Here is an 18,209-nt window from a genome sequence, read left to right as displayed (position 1 = left end):
AAATAAAGAATAAGTGCAGTTATTAATCAAACTGCACTTATTTAAATAAATTAAGCTTCTTCTTCACTTGCTTCCACGTTAATTGCACTCATGGCAACTTCACTTAATTTTTCATCAGCCATTTTTTCTTCTTCTAAAGTTGATTCCAATAATTCAGCTGCTTCGGTCAAACCTAAGGTTGTTGCAAACTGACGAAGTGTTCCGTAAGTAGCAATTTCATAGTGTTCAACCTTTTGTCCTGCCGCAATTATTCCTGCATCACGCATGGAACCTTGCTCGCATTCTTCCATTATTTCTACTGCTTCTTTTAATTAACCATCCATTGATTCACACTTTTTTGCAACAGCTTTTTTCTCTATTAGCTCAAATACTTGTTCCACACGTGAAACATGTTCCATGGTTTCCTCCAAATGTGATTGAAGTGCATCGATCAATTCTTCTGAAGTAGCCTTTTTGATCATTTTAGGTATTGCCTTAGTCAATGCTTTTTCAGCCCAATAAATATCTTTTAGCTCCGTTTCAAAGAGTTTCATGAGCTGTGAAGATTGCATAGAGGATGGTTGCGCTGTTTTTTTTGCACTAGTGGATTTACCACGACCATTTTCGGTAGCCTTGCCTTTTGCAATGCTGCCGGTTTTTGTTTTAGAATTATTCATTTTTAATTAAATTATTAGTTAAGAAATTTTGAATTGATTTGCGGAATACTCTCCGCAGATGGAATTCAAATTACCTTAAATAATATGCCATAAATTTAATGCGCTGATAATTCGGTAGAGTTTGATATTAAAATACAATAATTATTTATTTGCTGTTGAATGTTTTCTACAAATTGTACAATTATTTTCCTGAGAAAATTTAAACAATTTTAGATGGCATTTTACTAAACCGTAACTTCCGTTTTTAAATTTTCTTTTCGGTTCATCTCCTTTATAATGATGTATACGAATACACTTATAATGGCTGCCATAAAACACCAAACAGAAATAAAATAATGATAAAAGAAAATTCGGGAGATTATTACTGATATTAAGATGGCAATTCCCAATGTTTTCATTTTTTTACCACTGGAAATAAATGTAGACGTAACTGTGGTCAGGAAATAAACCACAGAATAAAATTTCGTAAAATCCGATCTTGTATCAAATTTATAGGTGATGTGCTGTTCTATGATCTTAGCTTCTACATTCACATCCAACAACCAATAAAATCGGTATAATGCTACTACAATACCCAAAATTGCAAAAGACATTAATATTGTTTTGCGCGATTTGGTCTTCTCCATAATAAACATAGAAAGCGGAACAAAAAGTGGCCATAATACCTGCGCAAAAAACAGAAATAAAAAGGTGGAAATATATTCTAAACCTGCGTATTTTGGGTGTAAAAGCGACATCCATACAAATCCTTCCGTAAATTGTTGTGCTGCAAAAATGAGTGGAATGGAGGCAAATAGTATTTGATTTGGTTTTTCTACCTTTTTAAGCGTAAAAACTCCAATTGTTGTAAGTATAGCAGCTGCTCCAAAACTCGCGGTTTCTGAAAAACACATGATAAAAGATAATGGTGAAAATTTGTGGTGATGATGAAAAGTGTTCCATCAAGGATGTAAGCTAGGTATAATTAATGCCAACTTTGCATTTTATGTAAAAAACGAATTTTGCAGGTTCTTCAATTTTAAGAAAAGTACTATTCGATGATGCTCAGAAATGATACTTTTCTCCTTATCTTCGAAATCAATTATTATGTTAATCGGCTCCGAAAATTCTCCGCCCGCTTTTGCATGGGACACTTGGTACGCAAGTGTTGGGGGAAGAAGTCTACATATTGATCGGGTGGATGAGATACTGAATGAGATCAAAATATATCAGTATCCGCGTTTTGACGGTCCGGTAAATTCAGAAAAAAGAATATTTAATTCTCCTGAGGAAACAACTGCATTGATCAAACAAAAAGCATTTGAATTAGGCGCAGATGAATGTGGTATAGCCCCAATCGAAGCTTCAGATATTTATAAAGGACGGGAAATTGAAGAAAAATATGCTATCGTTGTTGCGCAGCGTATGCTTTGGCGTGAATTTCAGGTTGTTCCTTCTGATGATTCTGCAATTGAATGTCTGCGAATTTATTTTGCTCTTGGAGAGGTAGTGATTGCTCTTGCAGAATTTGTTAGAAGTCTCGGTTATGCATGTAAAGTGGAACATCCTATCGGCGACAGCGATGTAATGCATATACCTCTTGCTTTAAAAGCAGGTTTTGGAGAATTGGGTCGACATGGCTCAATTATACATCCTAAAATGGGTCCTTTATTTAGGTTGGGATGTGTTATTACATCTTTGGAACTCAGCATTGATAAACCTATCGATGCCGGTATTGCAAAATTTTGTGATAACTGTAAAGCATGCCGAATATATTGTCCTGCAAATGCTATTCCCGATGAACGAAATCCCGCCGCAGGAAAAGATCATCTTGGCAACGACAGATATCAAGTTGATACCGGAAAATGTTTTCCCTATTTTGCAAAACATAAATATTGTTCCGCTTGTCTTCCGGTTTGTGTTTATAATCACAAAGAATGGGCAAAAGATTTCGAAGGATTTCAAACTAAATTATTTCCGGAAGTTGTAATGGAAATTCCGCCCACACTTGTTGATCAAATAACAGGAATTGCACATTCATATAATTTAATTAAAAGAGGTATTTAATTTATCTATTCTACATATTGAATTAAAACAGGGTTCTTTTTTTCATCCAACCAATTTATTAATTTCAACATATTTTCTTTGCTCATTGCCGTGCATCCTGATGTTGCATGGGATGGATCTTTCCAAATATGTAAAAATATACAGGAACCCATTCCGGGAACCTGAGGTGCCGTATTATAATTTACCCAAACACCATATTCGTATTGCAGATCCTCTCTTTGCATGCGTTCAAAACTGGTATAATCTTTATTAATTATGGTATCGTCATCAATTAATAAATTATAATATTTAGAATTAACATCATCCACACAAAGATCATTTACATCCACTTGTTCGAAAGGCATTTTCAAACCTGCTGTATCATGATAACTGAATATTTTTCCCAAGGTAAATATACCGGCAGGTGAACAACCATCTCCTTCGTGTTTGTAATGTCCGTATTCCAATTTATTAAACTGTGTGGAATCAAATGCAAATCCATTTTTACCTACTACAACTTCAAACGACATTACTGCATTTCCCCAGGATGTTGCAGTGTCATTTCTTTCATATAATCGCATCATTCCACGTGAATAATTTACATCATAGGCGGTAACCACAACTTTTTGTAAACTATTATGTGGAGGGTCCATTTGTTCAAACATTCGGAGATATATCTTTTTGGGACTAGGTTTACAGGCGATCAGAATCACAATTGTTACAATACTAAACAAGGTTTTCATGTATTGAAGATAGTAATATTTGCCTTATCTTCACAAATATTTTATACAATGAAAAATTATACCTCCCTATTATTTCTGTGCTTCCTTGCTTTTACAATTTCCGCTCAATCGCCCATTATTTTATCGGTTGATGATATAGCAGATCAGGGTCAGGAATTTTTAGTTACCAATGCAAATCCAGTTATAGGTTTTGATGGCAGCGATACCGGTCCGGATCACACTTGGGATTTCAGCGACCTCACAGCACTTGCTGCAGACACCTCAAAATGGGTGGATGTATATGATACGGATCCCTTTTACTTTTTTTTATGGTTGGCTTCTGATGTTGCCGAACAAACAGGAGTTGATGTTGCAAATGATTTTATCACAATAGAAGACGTGTTTAATTTTTATGAACGCGATGATGATATTTTCGGGCAAACAGGTTTTGCCGGAATAATTGCAGGTATTCCATTTCCTATCGGATATGATGAAACAGAAACCATTTTTGAATTTCCTGCAACATACAACGACAATACAAATTCTGAAACCGGATTTGACATTGATATTCCCGGTATTGCAACATGGACAGAACAGCGATCAAGAACAAATGAAATTGATGGTTGGGGATCCATAACAATACCGGGTGGAACTTTTGATGTTTTGAGGATGCGTTCAGAAATTTTGATCACAGATAATATTGTATATGCAGATGTACCTTATGAAATTACTTATACAACAATAGAATACCGTTGGATGGCAAAAGAAAACGGAATACCCATTCTTCAAATAAATGCGCAGGAAATTCTTGGGGTGGAAACAACTACGCAGGTAATTTATAAAAGTGGTGATGCAGTTGATATTATTACAGATCAACCTTCAAATAATTTTAATCTTTTCATTGCAGAAAATCCTGTTATGGATGAATTAAATTTTTCTATAAATTTTCCGCAAGTTGCCGCAGAGAACCTACAAATAATAATATCAGATATTACAGGAAGAATAATGGAAAACAAATCTCTGTTATGCAATGAGGGAGAAAATAATTTTATAGAAAACATTGATCAACTATCACCTGGTATTTATTTTTTATCTTTATATCAATCGGGAAACATACTTAAAAACATAAAATTCATCAAACAATAATTTATGATAAAGAAATTAATATTCCTTCCGTTCTTATTTATTGCATTTATTTCCTGTGACACAGAATTAGAGATCAACAACGAAAATGTAAGTGGCGTTTGGAAAGCAGATGTATTTGTAAGCACAGTTCCCGGAATACCACCCGAATATGTGGAAGCCGGAGAAAAAGAATTTCTGTCTTCTGTTTACACACTCAATTCCGATAATTCCATGAATATGAAATCGGATTATTTTTCCAATGGGGCCCCCGGAAACTGGGAATTAAATCCCGAAACAAAAGAATTGTCGATGTACTACACCGCTGATACAATTAATGGAATCGAAAAATTTATCATCACTTCGTTATCAAAACATCAAATGATCCTTCGTCAGGATATTGAGGAGATGAGTGCTTATGTGGAGTTGACGTTGAAGAAGTAAAGGAGAAGAGGAGAGAGGAAAGAGGAGTTTAAATTTCTTGCGAAATTTTACCAGATCTACGTCGTGGCCTGGTGTTTCTCACCAGCCACAGAGGGCAGGCGATAAATTTTCTTCCGAAATTTTGGGGTTGATCCGTTAGTGTGACTCTTGCTCAGAGCGAGAGCCTCACTCGCTCCGAGTTTGGATATTGTTGTGGGTTGATGCATTAGTGAGACCTTCGCTCAGAGCGAAAGCCTCACTCGCAACGGTGTTAAGATAAACTACAATCCGGAGCACTCTAATTACTATATACTAACTACTATATACTAACTTAAGTATTTCCTCGAAGATATTGAGGCTTTCGCTCCCAGCGAAGGTCTCAATAATGGCAAAAGAAAAAATAAAAACGTCACTAGAACCAAGAACCTCACTCGCTCCGGTGTTAAGATTAACTACAATCCGGAGCACTCTAATTACTATATACTAACTACTATATACTAACTTAAGTATTACCTCGAAGCTATTGAGGCTTTCGCTCCCAGCGAAGGTCTCAATAATGGTAAAAGAAAAAATAAAAACCTCATCCCTAATCCGAAGCACTCTAATTACTATATACTAACTTAAGTATTTCCTCGAAGCTATTGAGGCTTTCGCTCTCAGCGAAGGTCTCAATAATGGTAAAAGAAAAAATAAAAACCTCACAAGGAACAAGAACCTCACTCGCTACGGTGTTAAGATAATCCCTAATCCGGAACACTCTAAATACTATATACTAACTACTATATACTCTTTTAATGCCTCACTCGTTCCGGTGTTAAGATAATCCCTAATCCGGAGCACTCTAAATACTATATACTAACTACTATATACTTAAAAAAAGAATGCCGGAAAGTCTCCACTTCCCGGCATATTGAAAAACAACCACTACTCTATTTATTTTAATGCAGTAATTTCTGCAGCATTTGCTTTTATTGAGATACCAAACCAGATCAAATCTTTGATAAGATCATCCGGTTTTCCCGGATAAACAAGATTCCATTGTTTTCTGTCGATATTAAACTTAGCAACAGCTTCTACACTGTTATTGTTCACAGAAACCTTAGCCGGAAAGGTGATATTTTTTGTTACATCCTTAATTGTAAGATTTCCTGATATGGTATAATTCGGGTCCGTTACACTGTATTCACTTATTTCTGTTTCTGATCCACCGGTATTTTCAACTGTACCACTAAATGGCGTTACAGCGGTTATTTCAAAAGTGGATTCTGGGTAGGTTGCAACATCAAAAAAGTCGGGTGATTTTAAGTGACCTGTAAGTTTACCATTAGAACCTTCATCATCCTTAAGGGAAACTAATGTAGGCATATCCAACACAAATTTTCCGCCGGAGATCATTCCGTCTTTCACCATAATATCACCACTTTTAATGGCAACAGTACCACTGTGATAAGCTGTTACTTTGGTTCCGATCCATTCAAGTTTGCTTTCTGTAACGTTGATCGGTACCGTTGCAGATCCTTCTGTTAATTTTACTTCCTGGGCCTCACCTGTTTTGGCTTCATCGGCATTCGGGGCGCTTTTACATGCTGAAAATGTCAACAGTACTGCGCTTGCAATCGTTATAATTGTAGTTTTTATCATAATTTTTTTAGTTTATATGTATATACATATATTACCTAAACAATAGTTCCGGAAAAATGTTTCCTATATTTGAAATATTTCCAATTTTTTTTTAAAGCCTTTAAACATGGGATATCAAGTTCTAACATCTGCAATTCTTATACTCGTTTTTATGACCGCCGTGTGGTTATACAGCATTTATCGCAAGGATATGAGTATAGTGGATGGATTTTGGGGACTTGGTTTTATGGCAGTTGCACATCATTGGTTGTTCAGGTTGGAGGAAATTTCACCCAGACAATTTGTGATCGCCTATCTGGTAACACTTTGGGGGCTCCGACTTGCAATTCATATTTTTTATCGAAATTTTGGGAAAGGGGAAGATCCCAGATATGTAGCCTTTCGGAAAGATTGGGGTGAAAAAACTGTCTGGATCAGTTTTTATAAGGTTTTTATGCTACAGGGAGCGCTGATGTTGGTTATTTCATTACCCATAATAGGTATTATGTTCTCCCGGGATCAAACCTTTTCTAATATAAATATAATTGGAGTTCTGCTTTGGTTAACCGGATGGTTATTTGAAACATTTGCCGATTATCAGCTTTTAAAATTCAAACGGAACACTGCAAATAAAGGAAAAGTTATGGATTCGGGTTTATGGCGATATAGTAGACACCCCAATTATTTCGGGGAAACCTGCGTATGGTGGGGCGTATTTCTAATTTCGCTTGGATCAGGGTATTGGTATCTCTCCCTACTTTCTCCGATTCTACTCACTTATTTATTATTAAAAGTATCAGGAGTAACCATGCTCGAAAAAAGATATGATGGAAACGATAAATATGCTGAGTATAAAAGAAGGACCAGCAGCTTTTTTCCATTGCCAAGGAAAAAATAATTCATTATTTATAGAGGCCCTTATGGAATAAACTCATTTAGAAGAGTGATGAAAGTTCTACCTGTAGTGTTTTAAGATATCTTACATTTGTGGGCTATGAAAAACATTATCAAACTGCTCAGATCCTATGGGGTATTAAAGCGATTGATAGGTGGTATTTTTTTATTGATCTTCGTATTTATAATTGGTACTTACGGTTATATCGTAATTGAAAAATATACTTTGCTAGATGCAATGTATATGACAATGATAACGGTTGCATCCGTAGGGTATAACGAAGTGCATCCCCTTACCGATGGAGGAAAGGTTTTTACATCTCTATTAATTTTATTAAGCGTTGCCACTTATGTTTATGTAATTACAATAGTTACATCATTTATTGTGGAAGGCGAATTCAGAATGTATTTTAAACACTTACGCGTGAATAAAGAAATTGATCAACTCAGAAATCATGTTGTTGTTTGCGGTTATGGCCGAAACGGGCGACAGGCGTGTCAACAACTTACTGCAGGTAAAATGGCTTATGTTGTTATTGAAAATGATACACATATTATCGAACAATTTCGTGCTGATAATACGCTTTTTGTGGAGGGAAATGCCACAGAAGATGAGGTATTATTATCCGCAGGAATAAAACATGCAAAAGCATTAATAACAACACTACCCGATGATGCTGCAAATGTTTTTGTTGTATTAACTGCACATGAAATGAATCCTGCCATGAAAATAATAAGTCGCGCCTCAAACGACGGCGCCGAAAGTAAACTCAAACGCGCAGGAGCCGATAATGTGATCATGCCAGATAAAATTGGTGGATCTCATATGGCAGCGCTCATTACCAAACCCGACGTTTTAGAGTTTGTAGATTTTATTACAGGAAAAATAAATATTCGTATTGAGGAAATTCATTACAATTCCCTACCTGAAAAATATAAAAATAAATCCATAGGTGAACTTGACATCAGAAATAAAACCGGGGCAAATATTATAGGATATAAAAATGAAAGCGGAGCATACATTGTTAACCCGGCTCCCGATACTGTATTAAAACCCGACACTAAATTTTTTGTTTTAGGAAACGAAGAACAGATTCAACGTTTCTTTCTAATTCTGGAGGGAAGTAATTAATTTTAATATTAATACTTAATAAATTTTTGTATCTCCATAAATGGAAATTAATTAATAATAATATCTCCTCCAAAATGTACAATTTTATAAATTATATGTTTTACTATTGTTTGATTTAGAATTCCATATAACTTGGAACATATCATGTAATTGCTTTATTTTTACCTGATTCATATGAAGATCGGTCTCTTTTTCGGCTCTTTTAACCCAATTCATACGGGGCATTTAATTATTGCAAATTATTTTGCAGAAAATACCGATATTGATAAAGTTTGGTTTGTAGTCTCTCCACAAAATCCTTTCAAACAAAAAAGTACATTGTTAGACGAAAAACACAGATTATACATGGTAAACCTTGCAGTAGAGGATAATTACAAATTGGAAGCCTCCAGTATTGAATTCAAGTTACCTCAACCATCTTACACCATAAACACGCTCACTTACCTCAAAGAAAAACACCCCGAACACACCTTTGTGCTCCTGATGGGTTCCGATAATCTACCGGGACTATCAAAATGGAAAAATATTGAACTCATCCTTAGCGATCATCCGGTTTATATTTACACCCGCCGCGATACAGAATCCCCCACAGCACCCATAAAAGGCAATTTTTCCTTCTTCAAGGTCCCTCTCATCGACATTTCCTCCACCTTCATCCGCGAAAGCCTCAAAAACGGAGTTTCCATCAGATACCTTGTTCCCGAAAAAGTCTGGGAATACCTCGGTGAAATGGGATTTTATAGGAACATTTGATAATTTGGTAGTTTGGTAATTTTATAATTGCAGCTCGCCCGGAAGTTAGTTCATTCAATGATACGTTAAGTTTGGCTGTTCCATTCTCAATTCTCAATTTTATTCCGGCTGTTCCATTTGCTAATAGACCGTAGGTCGGTTGCTAATTTGCTAATTTTTTACTCAGTCACAAGTTTTAGGTAGTTGCAATAATACTAGGACAATGCCGGCTGTTCATTGGTACATCATTTTCATTGGTACATTGGTACATCATTTTCATCGGTACATCATGTTAACAGATTGTTAGCGCAGGGTGAATTCCTATGGATAAAGTCTTGGTAAATAAATTAAATAAAAGTGCAAAGAGAATTATTGTGGATAGATTGGATTTCGCCAACACCTTTTGTACGTTGACAGTATGTTGTTATCTAAAAAGTTTTCCTGTTAACTTTGTACTAACAGCGTGTTGATTACCTGCAAAACAGTTGATTATATTTAATAACGGATGTTTGCAGAATGTTGATGTAGGTGTTAATTATATGGACAACTCTTTTTACAAGATTGTTATTTAATACTTATCAACCAATTAACAGCACTGATGATGATTCTTTATTTATTTAAAAAAAATAGCCATGATCATTAAGGGGGAAAAAGTTGTGGATATCGCTCTTTTGGAACGAACCGGATTTATAGATGAATTTATTGATCCAACGTTAGATCTGTTTGAAGAGATCAATAAATTAAAGAAAGAAAAAAATGCGGTAATACTCGCACATTATTATCAGGAGCCTGATATTCAGGATATTGCAGATTATATTGGCGATAGTTTAGGACTTGCACAAAATGCCGTTACAACCAGTGCTGATATGATAGTATTTGCCGGTGTGCATTTTATGGCAGAAACAGCGAAGATCTTAAATCCGAATAAAAAAGTAATAATGCCTGATAGTAAGGCAGGATGTTCGCTTGCAGATAGCTGTCCGCCTGTGTTATTCGAACGATTTATTAAAAGTCACCCCAATCATGTAGTTATATCTTATATTAACTGTACGGCAGAAATAAAGGCATTAAGTGATATTATTTGCACTAGTAGTAATGCAGTTAAAATTGTAGAAAGTGTTCCCGCTGATCAAAATATAATTTTTGCTCCGGATAAAAATTTGGGAAGATATATAGAAAAGAAAACCGGAAGAAAAATGGTTTTATGGGATGGAAGTTGTATGGTGCATGAAATATTTTCTTTGGAAAAAATAACCAAATTAAAAATAAAACATCCCAATGCAAAAGTAATTGCCCATCCGGAATGTGAAGAACCCGTATTAAAAATTGCTGATTTTATCGGAAGCACTACAGGATTATTAAAATATTCTGCGCAAGACGAAGCAAATGAATTTATTGTTGTTACAGAAACAGGAATAATTCATCAAATGCAAAAAAATTCTCCTCATAAAACTTTTATTCCTGCACCACCAGATAATTTATGTGCCTGTAATGATTGTCCGCACATGAAAAGAAACACCTTAGAAAAATTATACATCGCCATGAAATATGAACTTCCCGAAATATTAATTAAAGAACCAACTATCTCCATGGCAAGAAAGTCGATTCAGAGAATGTTGGATATTTCTGCGAAAGCTGGGTTGTGAAGTTTGAGGAGTTGGCAGTTGGCAGTTTGTAACATTGGGGATTTTCGCTTCGAAAGGAAAGAGTCAATAGTGGGCAGTAAACAGTGGGCAGTAAACAGTGGGCAGGTTGTATCATTGTAGGATTTCGCTTCGAAATAAAATATTATTTCTGATTTATACTTCAGGGAGTTTAGAATATAAAATGAATTTTCAATTGAAATTGGAGTTAAGTCCTGTGTCTTATGTCTTGTGTCCTTTGTCAACTTAAGGGCAGTTTGTAACATTGGAGATTATTACTTCGAATTGAAATTGTATTTTTATTCGAACGAAATCGAAAGCTCCCCTATGGGGTTGGGGGCCCGTGGGCAGGTTGTATCATTGTAGGATTTCGCTTCGAAAAGAAAAGTTTTGGTTTATGCCATTACTGAGACCCTCGCTTGGAGCGAGAGCCTCAGTTCCTCCGAGATATAATTAAGGTAAAATCTGAAGCCCTTTTTAAACCCTTACACACCTTCCTTCCTTTTTTATTCCTTAGAATCTTCCCCTTCTCCCTTCGATTCTTCTCCCTTCGATTCTTTAAGACTTCTCCCCCTGCCCGACGCGGTTAGCAGGCGGGTTCGATTCTTCCTCATGCTTTCCCTCTAAACTTCTCTATCAACCCATTCACCCGTTCAATATTATCGTAGTTTAAAGAATAGTAAATGTATTTACCTTCTCTTTTTGTTTTAACGAGATTTGCGGTGCGGAGGATGTTGAGTTGTTGGGAGGCAATGGATTGATCGAGATTGAGACTGGTGAAAATTTTATTTACGGTGATGGATTTATTTTTATCTATAAATGCCATCATTTTTAATCTTAAGGGATGTGCTATTGCACGTAAAATTATGGCAGCTGAATGTAGTTCGCTATTTTCAACATTATCAAATACATATAAAATTGCTCGTCCCATAGAAGTTATTTTGCTAGTTCTTTAATGAGTTGAGATATTTCTTCCAGTCGCTCCTGATTTAAGGTATAATAAATAAATTTTCCACTTCTTTTAGTTTGAACCACTCCGCTTCTTCTTAATAATGCCAAATGTTGGGAGGCAATTGATTGTTCAATTCGCAATTTTAAATAAATTTCGGAGACAGTTAATTTCGGAGATTCAGTCAGCATTTTAATTATTTGCTGTCTGAGTTTATGGTCTACGGACCTGATCACAAGCACTGTTTTTTTCAGGTTGTTGTAATCCAGTTTAATTTCTCCGTTAATATCGGAGTTCAATATTTTAATGGCATGTGTTGCGGGCATAAATACTTTTTAAGCAGTTAATCTACCCCACGAGGCTGACTGATAATCAAATATACTCCGCATAATGTTAAAAACAAAATATATGTGCAGCTAGTTTGAATTATTTTTTTGTGCTGTAGAATTCCTTAATGTATTCCGGCTCGAAATAGGCGAGGTCTTCGAATTCTTCATTTTGGTATCTGGCAAAGGAAAGAGCAGACAAATTGGAAGAAATTTGTTCATGATCATCGTGAAAAACGGCATTTTGATGCTGTAAGAAGGGTTTTCCCTTGTCTAAACCACTTCCGAAGAAGATTACTTTTGCCTGGTTTAAGAACTCCGAATACCCTGTTTCTTCAAATAGTAAGGGCTGAGGGGGCATAATAGTTTCTCCAATCCGGTTGTAGATGGCAGTATATACTTCCAGGCGCCGGGCATCAATTAAGGGACAAAAGAGTGTATCAGACTGTTTGTAAACGCTTAAAAGCGGCTCCACCATACTCCTGAGGGTATTTACAGCGATCAGTGGTTTGTTTATGGCGTGGCACATACCTTTTGCTGTTGATACGCCAATTCTCAACCCCGTATAGGAACCCGGACCGCAACTTACGGCAATGGCATCCAGGTCTTTAAGTTTATTTCCTGTTTTTTTTAACGTTTCAATTATAAGTGAGGTGAGTTGGGCGATATGATCATTAGCTGTATCACTTCTGCTTTCAGCCAAACAAATTCCGTCATTTGCTATACTTACGCTGCAAATGGGAACCGATGTTTCTATGTTGAGCAGAAGTGCCATTTAAAATTGTATTGGTAGTTCCATTTGAGTTTCATTTCTCAAAATAACAACCACTGTTTTATCACCCTTTTTTAATTTACCTAAAGCCTGCATATAAGCCATCATATCCACTATTTCGTATTCTCCCAATTTAAGTACGATATCCCCCGCCATTATACCTGCTTTTTGAGCGGGTTTTCCATCACTTACTCCATCTATCCGCATACCTTTTCCCGAATAAACATAATCCGGAATTACTCCCATTGTTACAGTAAATCGTGGAGTGTTATCGTTATTGTCTTCCTTGGTTTTGGTAAAGTTTATTTTCCCTAACGAATTTAGGGAATCAATTAATACATAAGTATAATCTAAAATATTTTTTATTCCCGAATAATTAACCTTATCAGCATCATCGCCCGGTTTATGATAATCGCTATGTGAACCGGTAAAGAAATGTAAAACCGGAATATCCTTTAAATAAAAAGATGTTTGATCGCTTGGTCCTATACCTGATTCTGTGGTAACAATTTTAATATCTGATTCATTGATATTTTTTAATACCGAAAAATTAGTTGAAGAACCTACACCGTTAATAATAATTGTTTTAGTGCTGTCCAATCTCCCCACCATATCAAAATTGAGCATGTAATTAGGGGTATAATTTTTCATAGCATCTGAATTTACATATGCCTTACTTCCGAATAAACCCATTTCTTCGCCACTGAATGCAATTATCAAATAATTATTGTTTTTCAGGTTTGAGGATTTTAATTTTTCTGCCAATTCAATAATAAGACTCACGCCACTGGCATTATCGTCAGCACCGTTATGTATGGCTGGTTCTCCTCTGTAAAGTGAGCCTTCTATTTCTCCGTGTCCGAGGTGATCGTAATGTGCTCCAATTATTACAGTACTGGTTGCTTTATTGTCGATAAATCCTGCAATGTTATGCCCTGTTCTTATTTGTTCCAATAATTCAACAGATATTGTAATTGACCCTTTATAGTTTTTAAGTGCATTCACCACCGAATTTTCCACGTAATAAACAGGAATATTTTCCGCAGCAGTATTTCTCCTGTAATCGGCAACCGGCGATTGATAATTTGAATCAATATTATAAAAAATTACTGCGGCCGCTCCGTGTGCAATTGCGTTTTTAATTTTACTTCGTTCATCATTAAATTCAATATATTTTGAATGTGGATGTGTTCCATCGGGTGATGATAATTGCACTAAAACAATTTTGCCTCCTGCATCAACATTAGCGTAATCATCATAATTATTTACAGCTGCAGTTATTCCGAAATTAACATCGAGTAGACGCGCAGTAACAATGCCGTTTGCCGACATTGGATGCGGGAAAGCAATTTGAAGATCACTCCATTTATTTTCAGCTAAAATATAATTATTCTCTCCTGGTTTTTTACCGGAATGTGCATCAAACGCCTGAAGATAAGTATTTGCATCACCGGCTGGTTTTAGCCCCATTTTACGAAACTCTTCCGCTATATAATCAGATGCAAGTTTTTCCCCTGCCGATCCCGTTGCACGTCCTTCCAGTTTATCATCGGCAAGATATACAACATGTGCTTTAAGTTCTTGTTCCTTAACGTTTTGTGAAAAACTTTGTATGTTGCTCAGAGAACAAATTATAATTAATAAAATGGAAATAACAGATCGCATAACTATAGAATTTAATGCAAAGTAATTAAAAAATGTGCTAAGGTTTTATGATTAGGATCATTAGAGTGGGTTGTGGCAGTGGTAGTTAAAAGTGGCAGTAGCAGTAGGCAGTGGCAGTGGGCAGGTAGTTACATTGGGGATTTTCGCTTCGGATGAAAAAGTCAACAGTGGGCAGTCAACAGTGGGCAGGTAGTAACATTGGAGAATATTGCTTCGAAATGAAAAAGTTAACAGTCGCAGTCACAGTCGCAGTTAGTAACATTAGAGATTTTCGCTTCGGGTTGAAAAGTAAATAGTCAACAGTCGCAGTCACAGTCGCAGTTTGCAGGTTGTATCATTGGTGGTTGTAGCTTCGAGTTGAAAATCTAATTATAATGTTAACGAAAACGAAAGCTCCCCTATGGGGTTGGGGGCCTGTCGCAGTCACAGTTTGTAATATTGGAGAGTCGCTTTGAAATGAAAAAGTAAACAGTTGGCAGTGGCAGTGGCGGTGCGCGGTTACCGTTAGTGAGACCCTCGCTGGGAGCGAGAGCCTCACTGGCTCCGAATTAAGTAAATCCCACCGTTTGTTTCCCTAGGTCATATGTCTTATTTCCTAGGTCATTTTCTATGTCCCCTTCCCATGTCCTATGTCAAGTCCTGTGTCTTGTGTCCCGTTTCCTGTGTCACTATTTATTTAGCCGGCAACAATAATCCCTGATATTTATTTGCATCCTTAAGTAATTCAGTTGCCTTTAATATTTCCTGATCAGATTTAAAAGAAGATTCTATTCTGCCGTCTTCATTATAATAGCGGGATGAAATTTCTGTATTTAATTCCTGTTTGATCTCTTCTTTAAATTTGATGAGATCTTTTTCTTTATCGTGATTAATTTTTGATTTTAGGGAAGCGAAATCTGATTGTAATGATTCGTAATAGGAATCATTTTTTGCGCTTGCTTCCAGATATTCAAGATCTTTTTCTGTATCTGTTACATAATCGTATTCTTTATCACTTAACCAGCTGATAAAATCTTCATAATCTTTTTCTGAAATAGAAAAGGTTTTTGCATCAGCAATAGTTGGATGTTCAAATTTATATTTTGTTGCGTATTTGAATATAAGATTTTTTCTGATGAGACTGTAAGTAATATCTTTATATAATTCTCTTTCCACAGCAACATCAGGATCAATTCCACCACCGTCGTAAACAGTTCTTCCGCTTTTTGTTTTGAATGCAGTTTTAAGTGAATCAGGTAATTTTCCTACACTTCCATCCACATTTCTATGCGTATAATCCAAGGCTTGAATACATCTTCCGCTAGGGATATAATATTTTGCTGTGGTGAGTTTTAATTTAGTATTAAATGAAATATCTCTGGTTGTTTGAACCAATCCTTTTCCATAACTTTTTTCACCGAGAATAACTCCTCTGTCATAATCCTGTATAGTTCCCGCAACAATTTCGGAAGCGGATGCAGAGGAGCTATTGGAAAGAATTATTAAAGGAATTTTACTATCGATAGGAGCATTTAATGCATTAAATGTTTTGTCCCATTCCTTCACCTTTCCAAGTGTGCTGCACACCTCCAGACCTTTATCAATAAAGATGTTTGAAACGTTTACGGCTTCTCTCAATAATCCCCCCGGATTTCCGCGGAGGTCGAGAATAACTCCTTTCATTTGAGGATCTTGTTTCTTTAATTCTTTTAATGCATTGCCAACATTTAATCCTGCATCTTCTGTAAATTGAGTTAAGATTATATATCCAATTCCCGGTTCTGCAAATCCGTAGTAAGGAACATTTGGCATATCTATATCTTCTCTTGTAACAGCAAGATCAAATGTTTTATCTTCATATGGTCTGTTTACTTTTAATTTAACTGTAGTTCCCGGTGAACCTCTCAACAATTCGCTAATAGCTTCATCATTTTTAACATCAAGAACTTTTCCATCAATTTCCAAAATAATATCACCCGGTAATAAACCTGCTTTTTCTGCAGCAAATCCTTTAAAACATTCTATCACGGTGGATTTTCCATCTATAGGTCTTATGCTTGCACCTATTCCTCCATAATTTCCTGTTATTTGAAATTTATATCCTTCCAATTCTGCTTCAGAAATATAATTGGTATATGGATCCAGACTTTCCAACATTGCATCAATACCTGTGCGCATTAATTTATTTGGATCAATATCATCCACATAATAAGTATTTAATTCTTTATAAACAGAAGTAAATATGTCGATATTTTTTCCGATCTCAAATAGATCTGCACCTGTTGCCGCAGAAGTAAAAACAAATACAGAAGATATACTGATAAGCGAAATAATTAATCGCCCTTTTGTTGTTTTAATAAATGAATTAATGTTTTTCATAATTATAAATTCTTTGTAATTATATTTTAAAAATGATCTTTTATTTATGGAACCGGATCATGTCCATGTCCTCCCCATGGGTGTCATCTTCCGATTCTTTTTAATCCCAACCAACCACCTTTTAATGGACCGTGTTTTTTAATTGCTTCTATCATATACTGACTGCAGGTTGGTGTATATCTGCAGGAGTTAGGTAATAACGGTGATAATACCCATTGGTATATTTTGATCGGGAAAATAAATATCCATCCTATGAATTTTTTAATTTTTTGCAACGCGATATTTGACTCTTCCACAAGGTTAATTTTACTAAACGGTTTTTTTATCCATTATCTGATATTTTTTTGATTAGCGTGGATAAAGCTACTTTGATTTTATTTTCCGTCTCGTTAAATGTTGTTATTTTTTTTGAAGAATATATAATGGCCAAAGCAAGTTGTTTGTTTTCTGCCATTAACATTTGATATAATCCGGCTTTATTTTTCCGATATGCTTCGCGGACCTGTCTTTTTACCTTATTTCGGTCCACTGCACGCGGAAAGCGGTTCTTTGATACGGAAATTAATAATTGAACAGGAGAAATGCCAGGAAGTTCGGTAATGGTATAAATTACAGTATAGGGGTGCTGTAAAAAACTTTGCCCCGCTTTAAAAAGCGAGGCAGTTATATTTTTATCGCTAAGCCTTTCCCCTTTGCTGAAAGTGGCTCGGCTTATGGAGTTCAGATTAAAGGTCTCCGCTCCCTGCTGTTTGTTATTTGCCGATATTTCTTTCGTCAGATACAGTCAGTTTTTTGCGTCCTTTGCGGCGACGACGTGCTATAATATTGCGGCCATCTTTGGTTTTCATGCGCTCACGAAATCCATGTTTATTTTTTCTCTTTCTTGTAGAAGGTTGAAACGTCCTTTTCATCACTAACTATTTTGGGAGGACAAAGATAGAATTTTATCTACGAAATACACAATATGTCAACAAATAATTTAAAAGGGACATAGGATACAGGATAATGGACACGGGACTTGACAAAGGACAAGGGAAGGGGACAAAGAAAATTGACCTAGGAAATAGGACATATGACCTAGGAAAACAAACGGTGGGATTTACTTAATCTGGAGCCAGTGAGGCTCTCGCTCTTAGCGAGGGTCTCACTAATGCTTACACTACTTCTCCC

18 protein-coding genes and 1 pseudogene are annotated in these 18,209 nt (G+C 35.9%); 7 read left to right on the top strand and 12 right to left on the bottom strand.

The features are described 5' to 3' along the window. Window positions 1–50: 50 nt before the first annotated feature. Together IPI31_03850 and IPI31_03845 are read right to left on the bottom strand one after the other, a co-directional pair. Window positions 51–656 (bottom strand): annotated as a pseudogene (locus tag IPI31_03850) (ferritin-like domain-containing protein). A gap of 224 nt (window positions 657–880) precedes the next feature. Further along, complete coding sequence (locus IPI31_03845; GenBank protein MBK7566936.1) at window positions 881–1,549, bottom strand: hypothetical protein; 669 nt, start codon at window positions 1,547–1,549, stop codon at window positions 881–883. A 193-nt stretch (window positions 1,550–1,742) separates the two neighbouring features. Between IPI31_03845 and IPI31_03840 the strand changes: the two genes are divergently transcribed. Next, window positions 1,743–2,702: a hypothetical protein gene (locus IPI31_03840; GenBank protein ID MBK7566935.1), complete on the top strand. Its 960-nt coding sequence runs from the start codon at window positions 1,743–1,745 to the stop codon at window positions 2,700–2,702. Between the two features lie 5 nt (window positions 2,703–2,707). Here the strand turns inward: IPI31_03840 and IPI31_03835 are convergent, their stop codons facing one another. Next, window positions 2,708–3,424 (bottom strand): L,D-transpeptidase family protein, encoded by a 717-nt coding sequence (locus tag IPI31_03835; GenBank protein MBK7566934.1) that lies wholly within the window; start codon window positions 3,422–3,424, stop codon window positions 2,708–2,710. A 48-nt stretch (window positions 3,425–3,472) separates the two neighbouring features. On the opposite strand from IPI31_03835, the gene IPI31_03830 reads away from it, so the two are divergent. Both IPI31_03830 and IPI31_03825 read left to right on the top strand, forming a co-directional pair. After that, window positions 3,473–4,549, top strand: coding sequence for a T9SS type A sorting domain-containing protein (locus IPI31_03830; protein MBK7566933.1), 1,077 nt, complete (start codon window positions 3,473–3,475; stop codon window positions 4,547–4,549). Window positions 4,550–4,552: 3 nt separating this feature from the next. Next, window positions 4,553–4,969 (top strand): hypothetical protein, encoded by a 417-nt coding sequence (locus IPI31_03825; protein MBK7566932.1) that lies wholly within the window; start codon window positions 4,553–4,555, stop codon window positions 4,967–4,969. Between the two features lie 912 nt (window positions 4,970–5,881). On the opposite strand, the gene IPI31_03820 is transcribed toward IPI31_03825, so the two are convergent. Then, window positions 5,882–6,589 (bottom strand): YceI family protein, encoded by a 708-nt coding sequence (locus tag IPI31_03820; protein MBK7566931.1) that lies wholly within the window; start codon window positions 6,587–6,589, stop codon window positions 5,882–5,884. Window positions 6,590–6,695: 106 nt separating this feature from the next. Between IPI31_03820 and IPI31_03815 the strand changes: the two genes are divergently transcribed. The 4 genes from IPI31_03815 to nadA all read left to right on the top strand — a co-directional run bounded on the left by IPI31_03815 (window position 6,696) and on the right by nadA (window position 10,972). Next, complete coding sequence (locus IPI31_03815) at window positions 6,696–7,466, top strand: DUF1295 domain-containing protein (GenBank protein MBK7566930.1); 771 nt, start codon at window positions 6,696–6,698, stop codon at window positions 7,464–7,466. Between the two features lie 96 nt (window positions 7,467–7,562). Further along, entirely contained in the window at window positions 7,563–8,594 is a 1,032-nt protein-coding gene (locus IPI31_03810) for a potassium channel protein (protein ID MBK7566929.1), read from the top strand. Window positions 8,595–8,768: 174 nt separating this feature from the next. Further along, a complete protein-coding gene (locus tag IPI31_03805; protein ID MBK7566928.1) occupies window positions 8,769–9,347 on the top strand; it encodes a nicotinate-nucleotide adenylyltransferase in 579 nt (192 codons plus the stop codon). Between the two features lie 611 nt (window positions 9,348–9,958). Beyond that, on the top strand, window positions 9,959–10,972 hold the full coding sequence (gene nadA, locus IPI31_03800) for a quinolinate synthase NadA (GenBank protein MBK7566927.1): 1,014 nt from the start codon (window positions 9,959–9,961) through the stop codon (window positions 10,970–10,972). A gap of 607 nt (window positions 10,973–11,579) precedes the next feature. On the opposite strand, the gene IPI31_03795 is transcribed toward nadA, so the two are convergent. The 8 genes from IPI31_03795 to rpmH form a co-directional block, all read right to left on the bottom strand. Further along, window positions 11,580–11,900 carry a helix-turn-helix transcriptional regulator gene (locus IPI31_03795; protein ID MBK7566926.1) on the bottom strand — a complete coding sequence of 107 codons (321 nt, stop codon included), beginning with the start codon at window positions 11,898–11,900 and terminating at the stop codon, window positions 11,580–11,582. A 5-nt stretch (window positions 11,901–11,905) separates the two neighbouring features. Beyond that, window positions 11,906–12,244, bottom strand: coding sequence for a helix-turn-helix transcriptional regulator (locus IPI31_03790; protein MBK7566925.1), 339 nt, complete (start codon window positions 12,242–12,244; stop codon window positions 11,906–11,908). Window positions 12,245–12,344: 100 nt separating this feature from the next. Continuing rightward, the gene (gene tsaB / locus IPI31_03785; protein MBK7566924.1) at window positions 12,345–13,019 is read right to left on the bottom strand and encodes a tRNA (adenosine(37)-N6)-threonylcarbamoyltransferase complex dimerization subunit type 1 TsaB; all 675 of its coding nucleotides are present in this window, start codon (window positions 13,017–13,019) and stop codon (window positions 12,345–12,347) included. Continuing rightward, window positions 13,020–14,681 (bottom strand): M28 family peptidase, encoded by a 1,662-nt coding sequence (locus IPI31_03780; GenBank protein MBK7566923.1) that lies wholly within the window; start codon window positions 14,679–14,681, stop codon window positions 13,020–13,022. A gap of 672 nt (window positions 14,682–15,353) precedes the next feature. After that, a complete protein-coding gene (locus IPI31_03775; GenBank protein ID MBK7566922.1) occupies window positions 15,354–17,039 on the bottom strand; it encodes a S41 family peptidase in 1,686 nt (561 codons plus the stop codon). 83 nt (window positions 17,040–17,122) lie between these two features. Next, on the bottom strand, window positions 17,123–17,314 hold the full coding sequence (yidD, locus tag IPI31_03770) for a membrane protein insertion efficiency factor YidD (GenBank protein MBK7566921.1): 192 nt from the start codon (window positions 17,312–17,314) through the stop codon (window positions 17,123–17,125). A 47-nt stretch (window positions 17,315–17,361) separates the two neighbouring features. Beyond that, window positions 17,362–17,823, bottom strand: a complete 462-nt coding sequence (locus IPI31_03765) for a ribonuclease P protein component (GenBank protein MBK7566920.1) — start codon at window positions 17,821–17,823, stop codon at window positions 17,362–17,364. Then, window positions 17,792–17,950: a 50S ribosomal protein L34 gene (rpmH, locus tag IPI31_03760; GenBank protein MBK7566919.1), complete on the bottom strand. Its 159-nt coding sequence runs from the start codon at window positions 17,948–17,950 to the stop codon at window positions 17,792–17,794. The genes IPI31_03765 and rpmH overlap by 32 nt, the downstream gene beginning before the upstream one ends. Between the last annotated feature and the right edge of the window lie 259 nt (window positions 17,951–18,209).

This window comes from Bacteroidota bacterium, assembly GCA_016706865.1.
Classification (GTDB): Bacteria; Bacteroidota; Bacteroidia; order Chitinophagales; family BACL12; genus UBA7236.
This window is presented reverse-complemented; position numbering and strand designations above follow the sequence as displayed.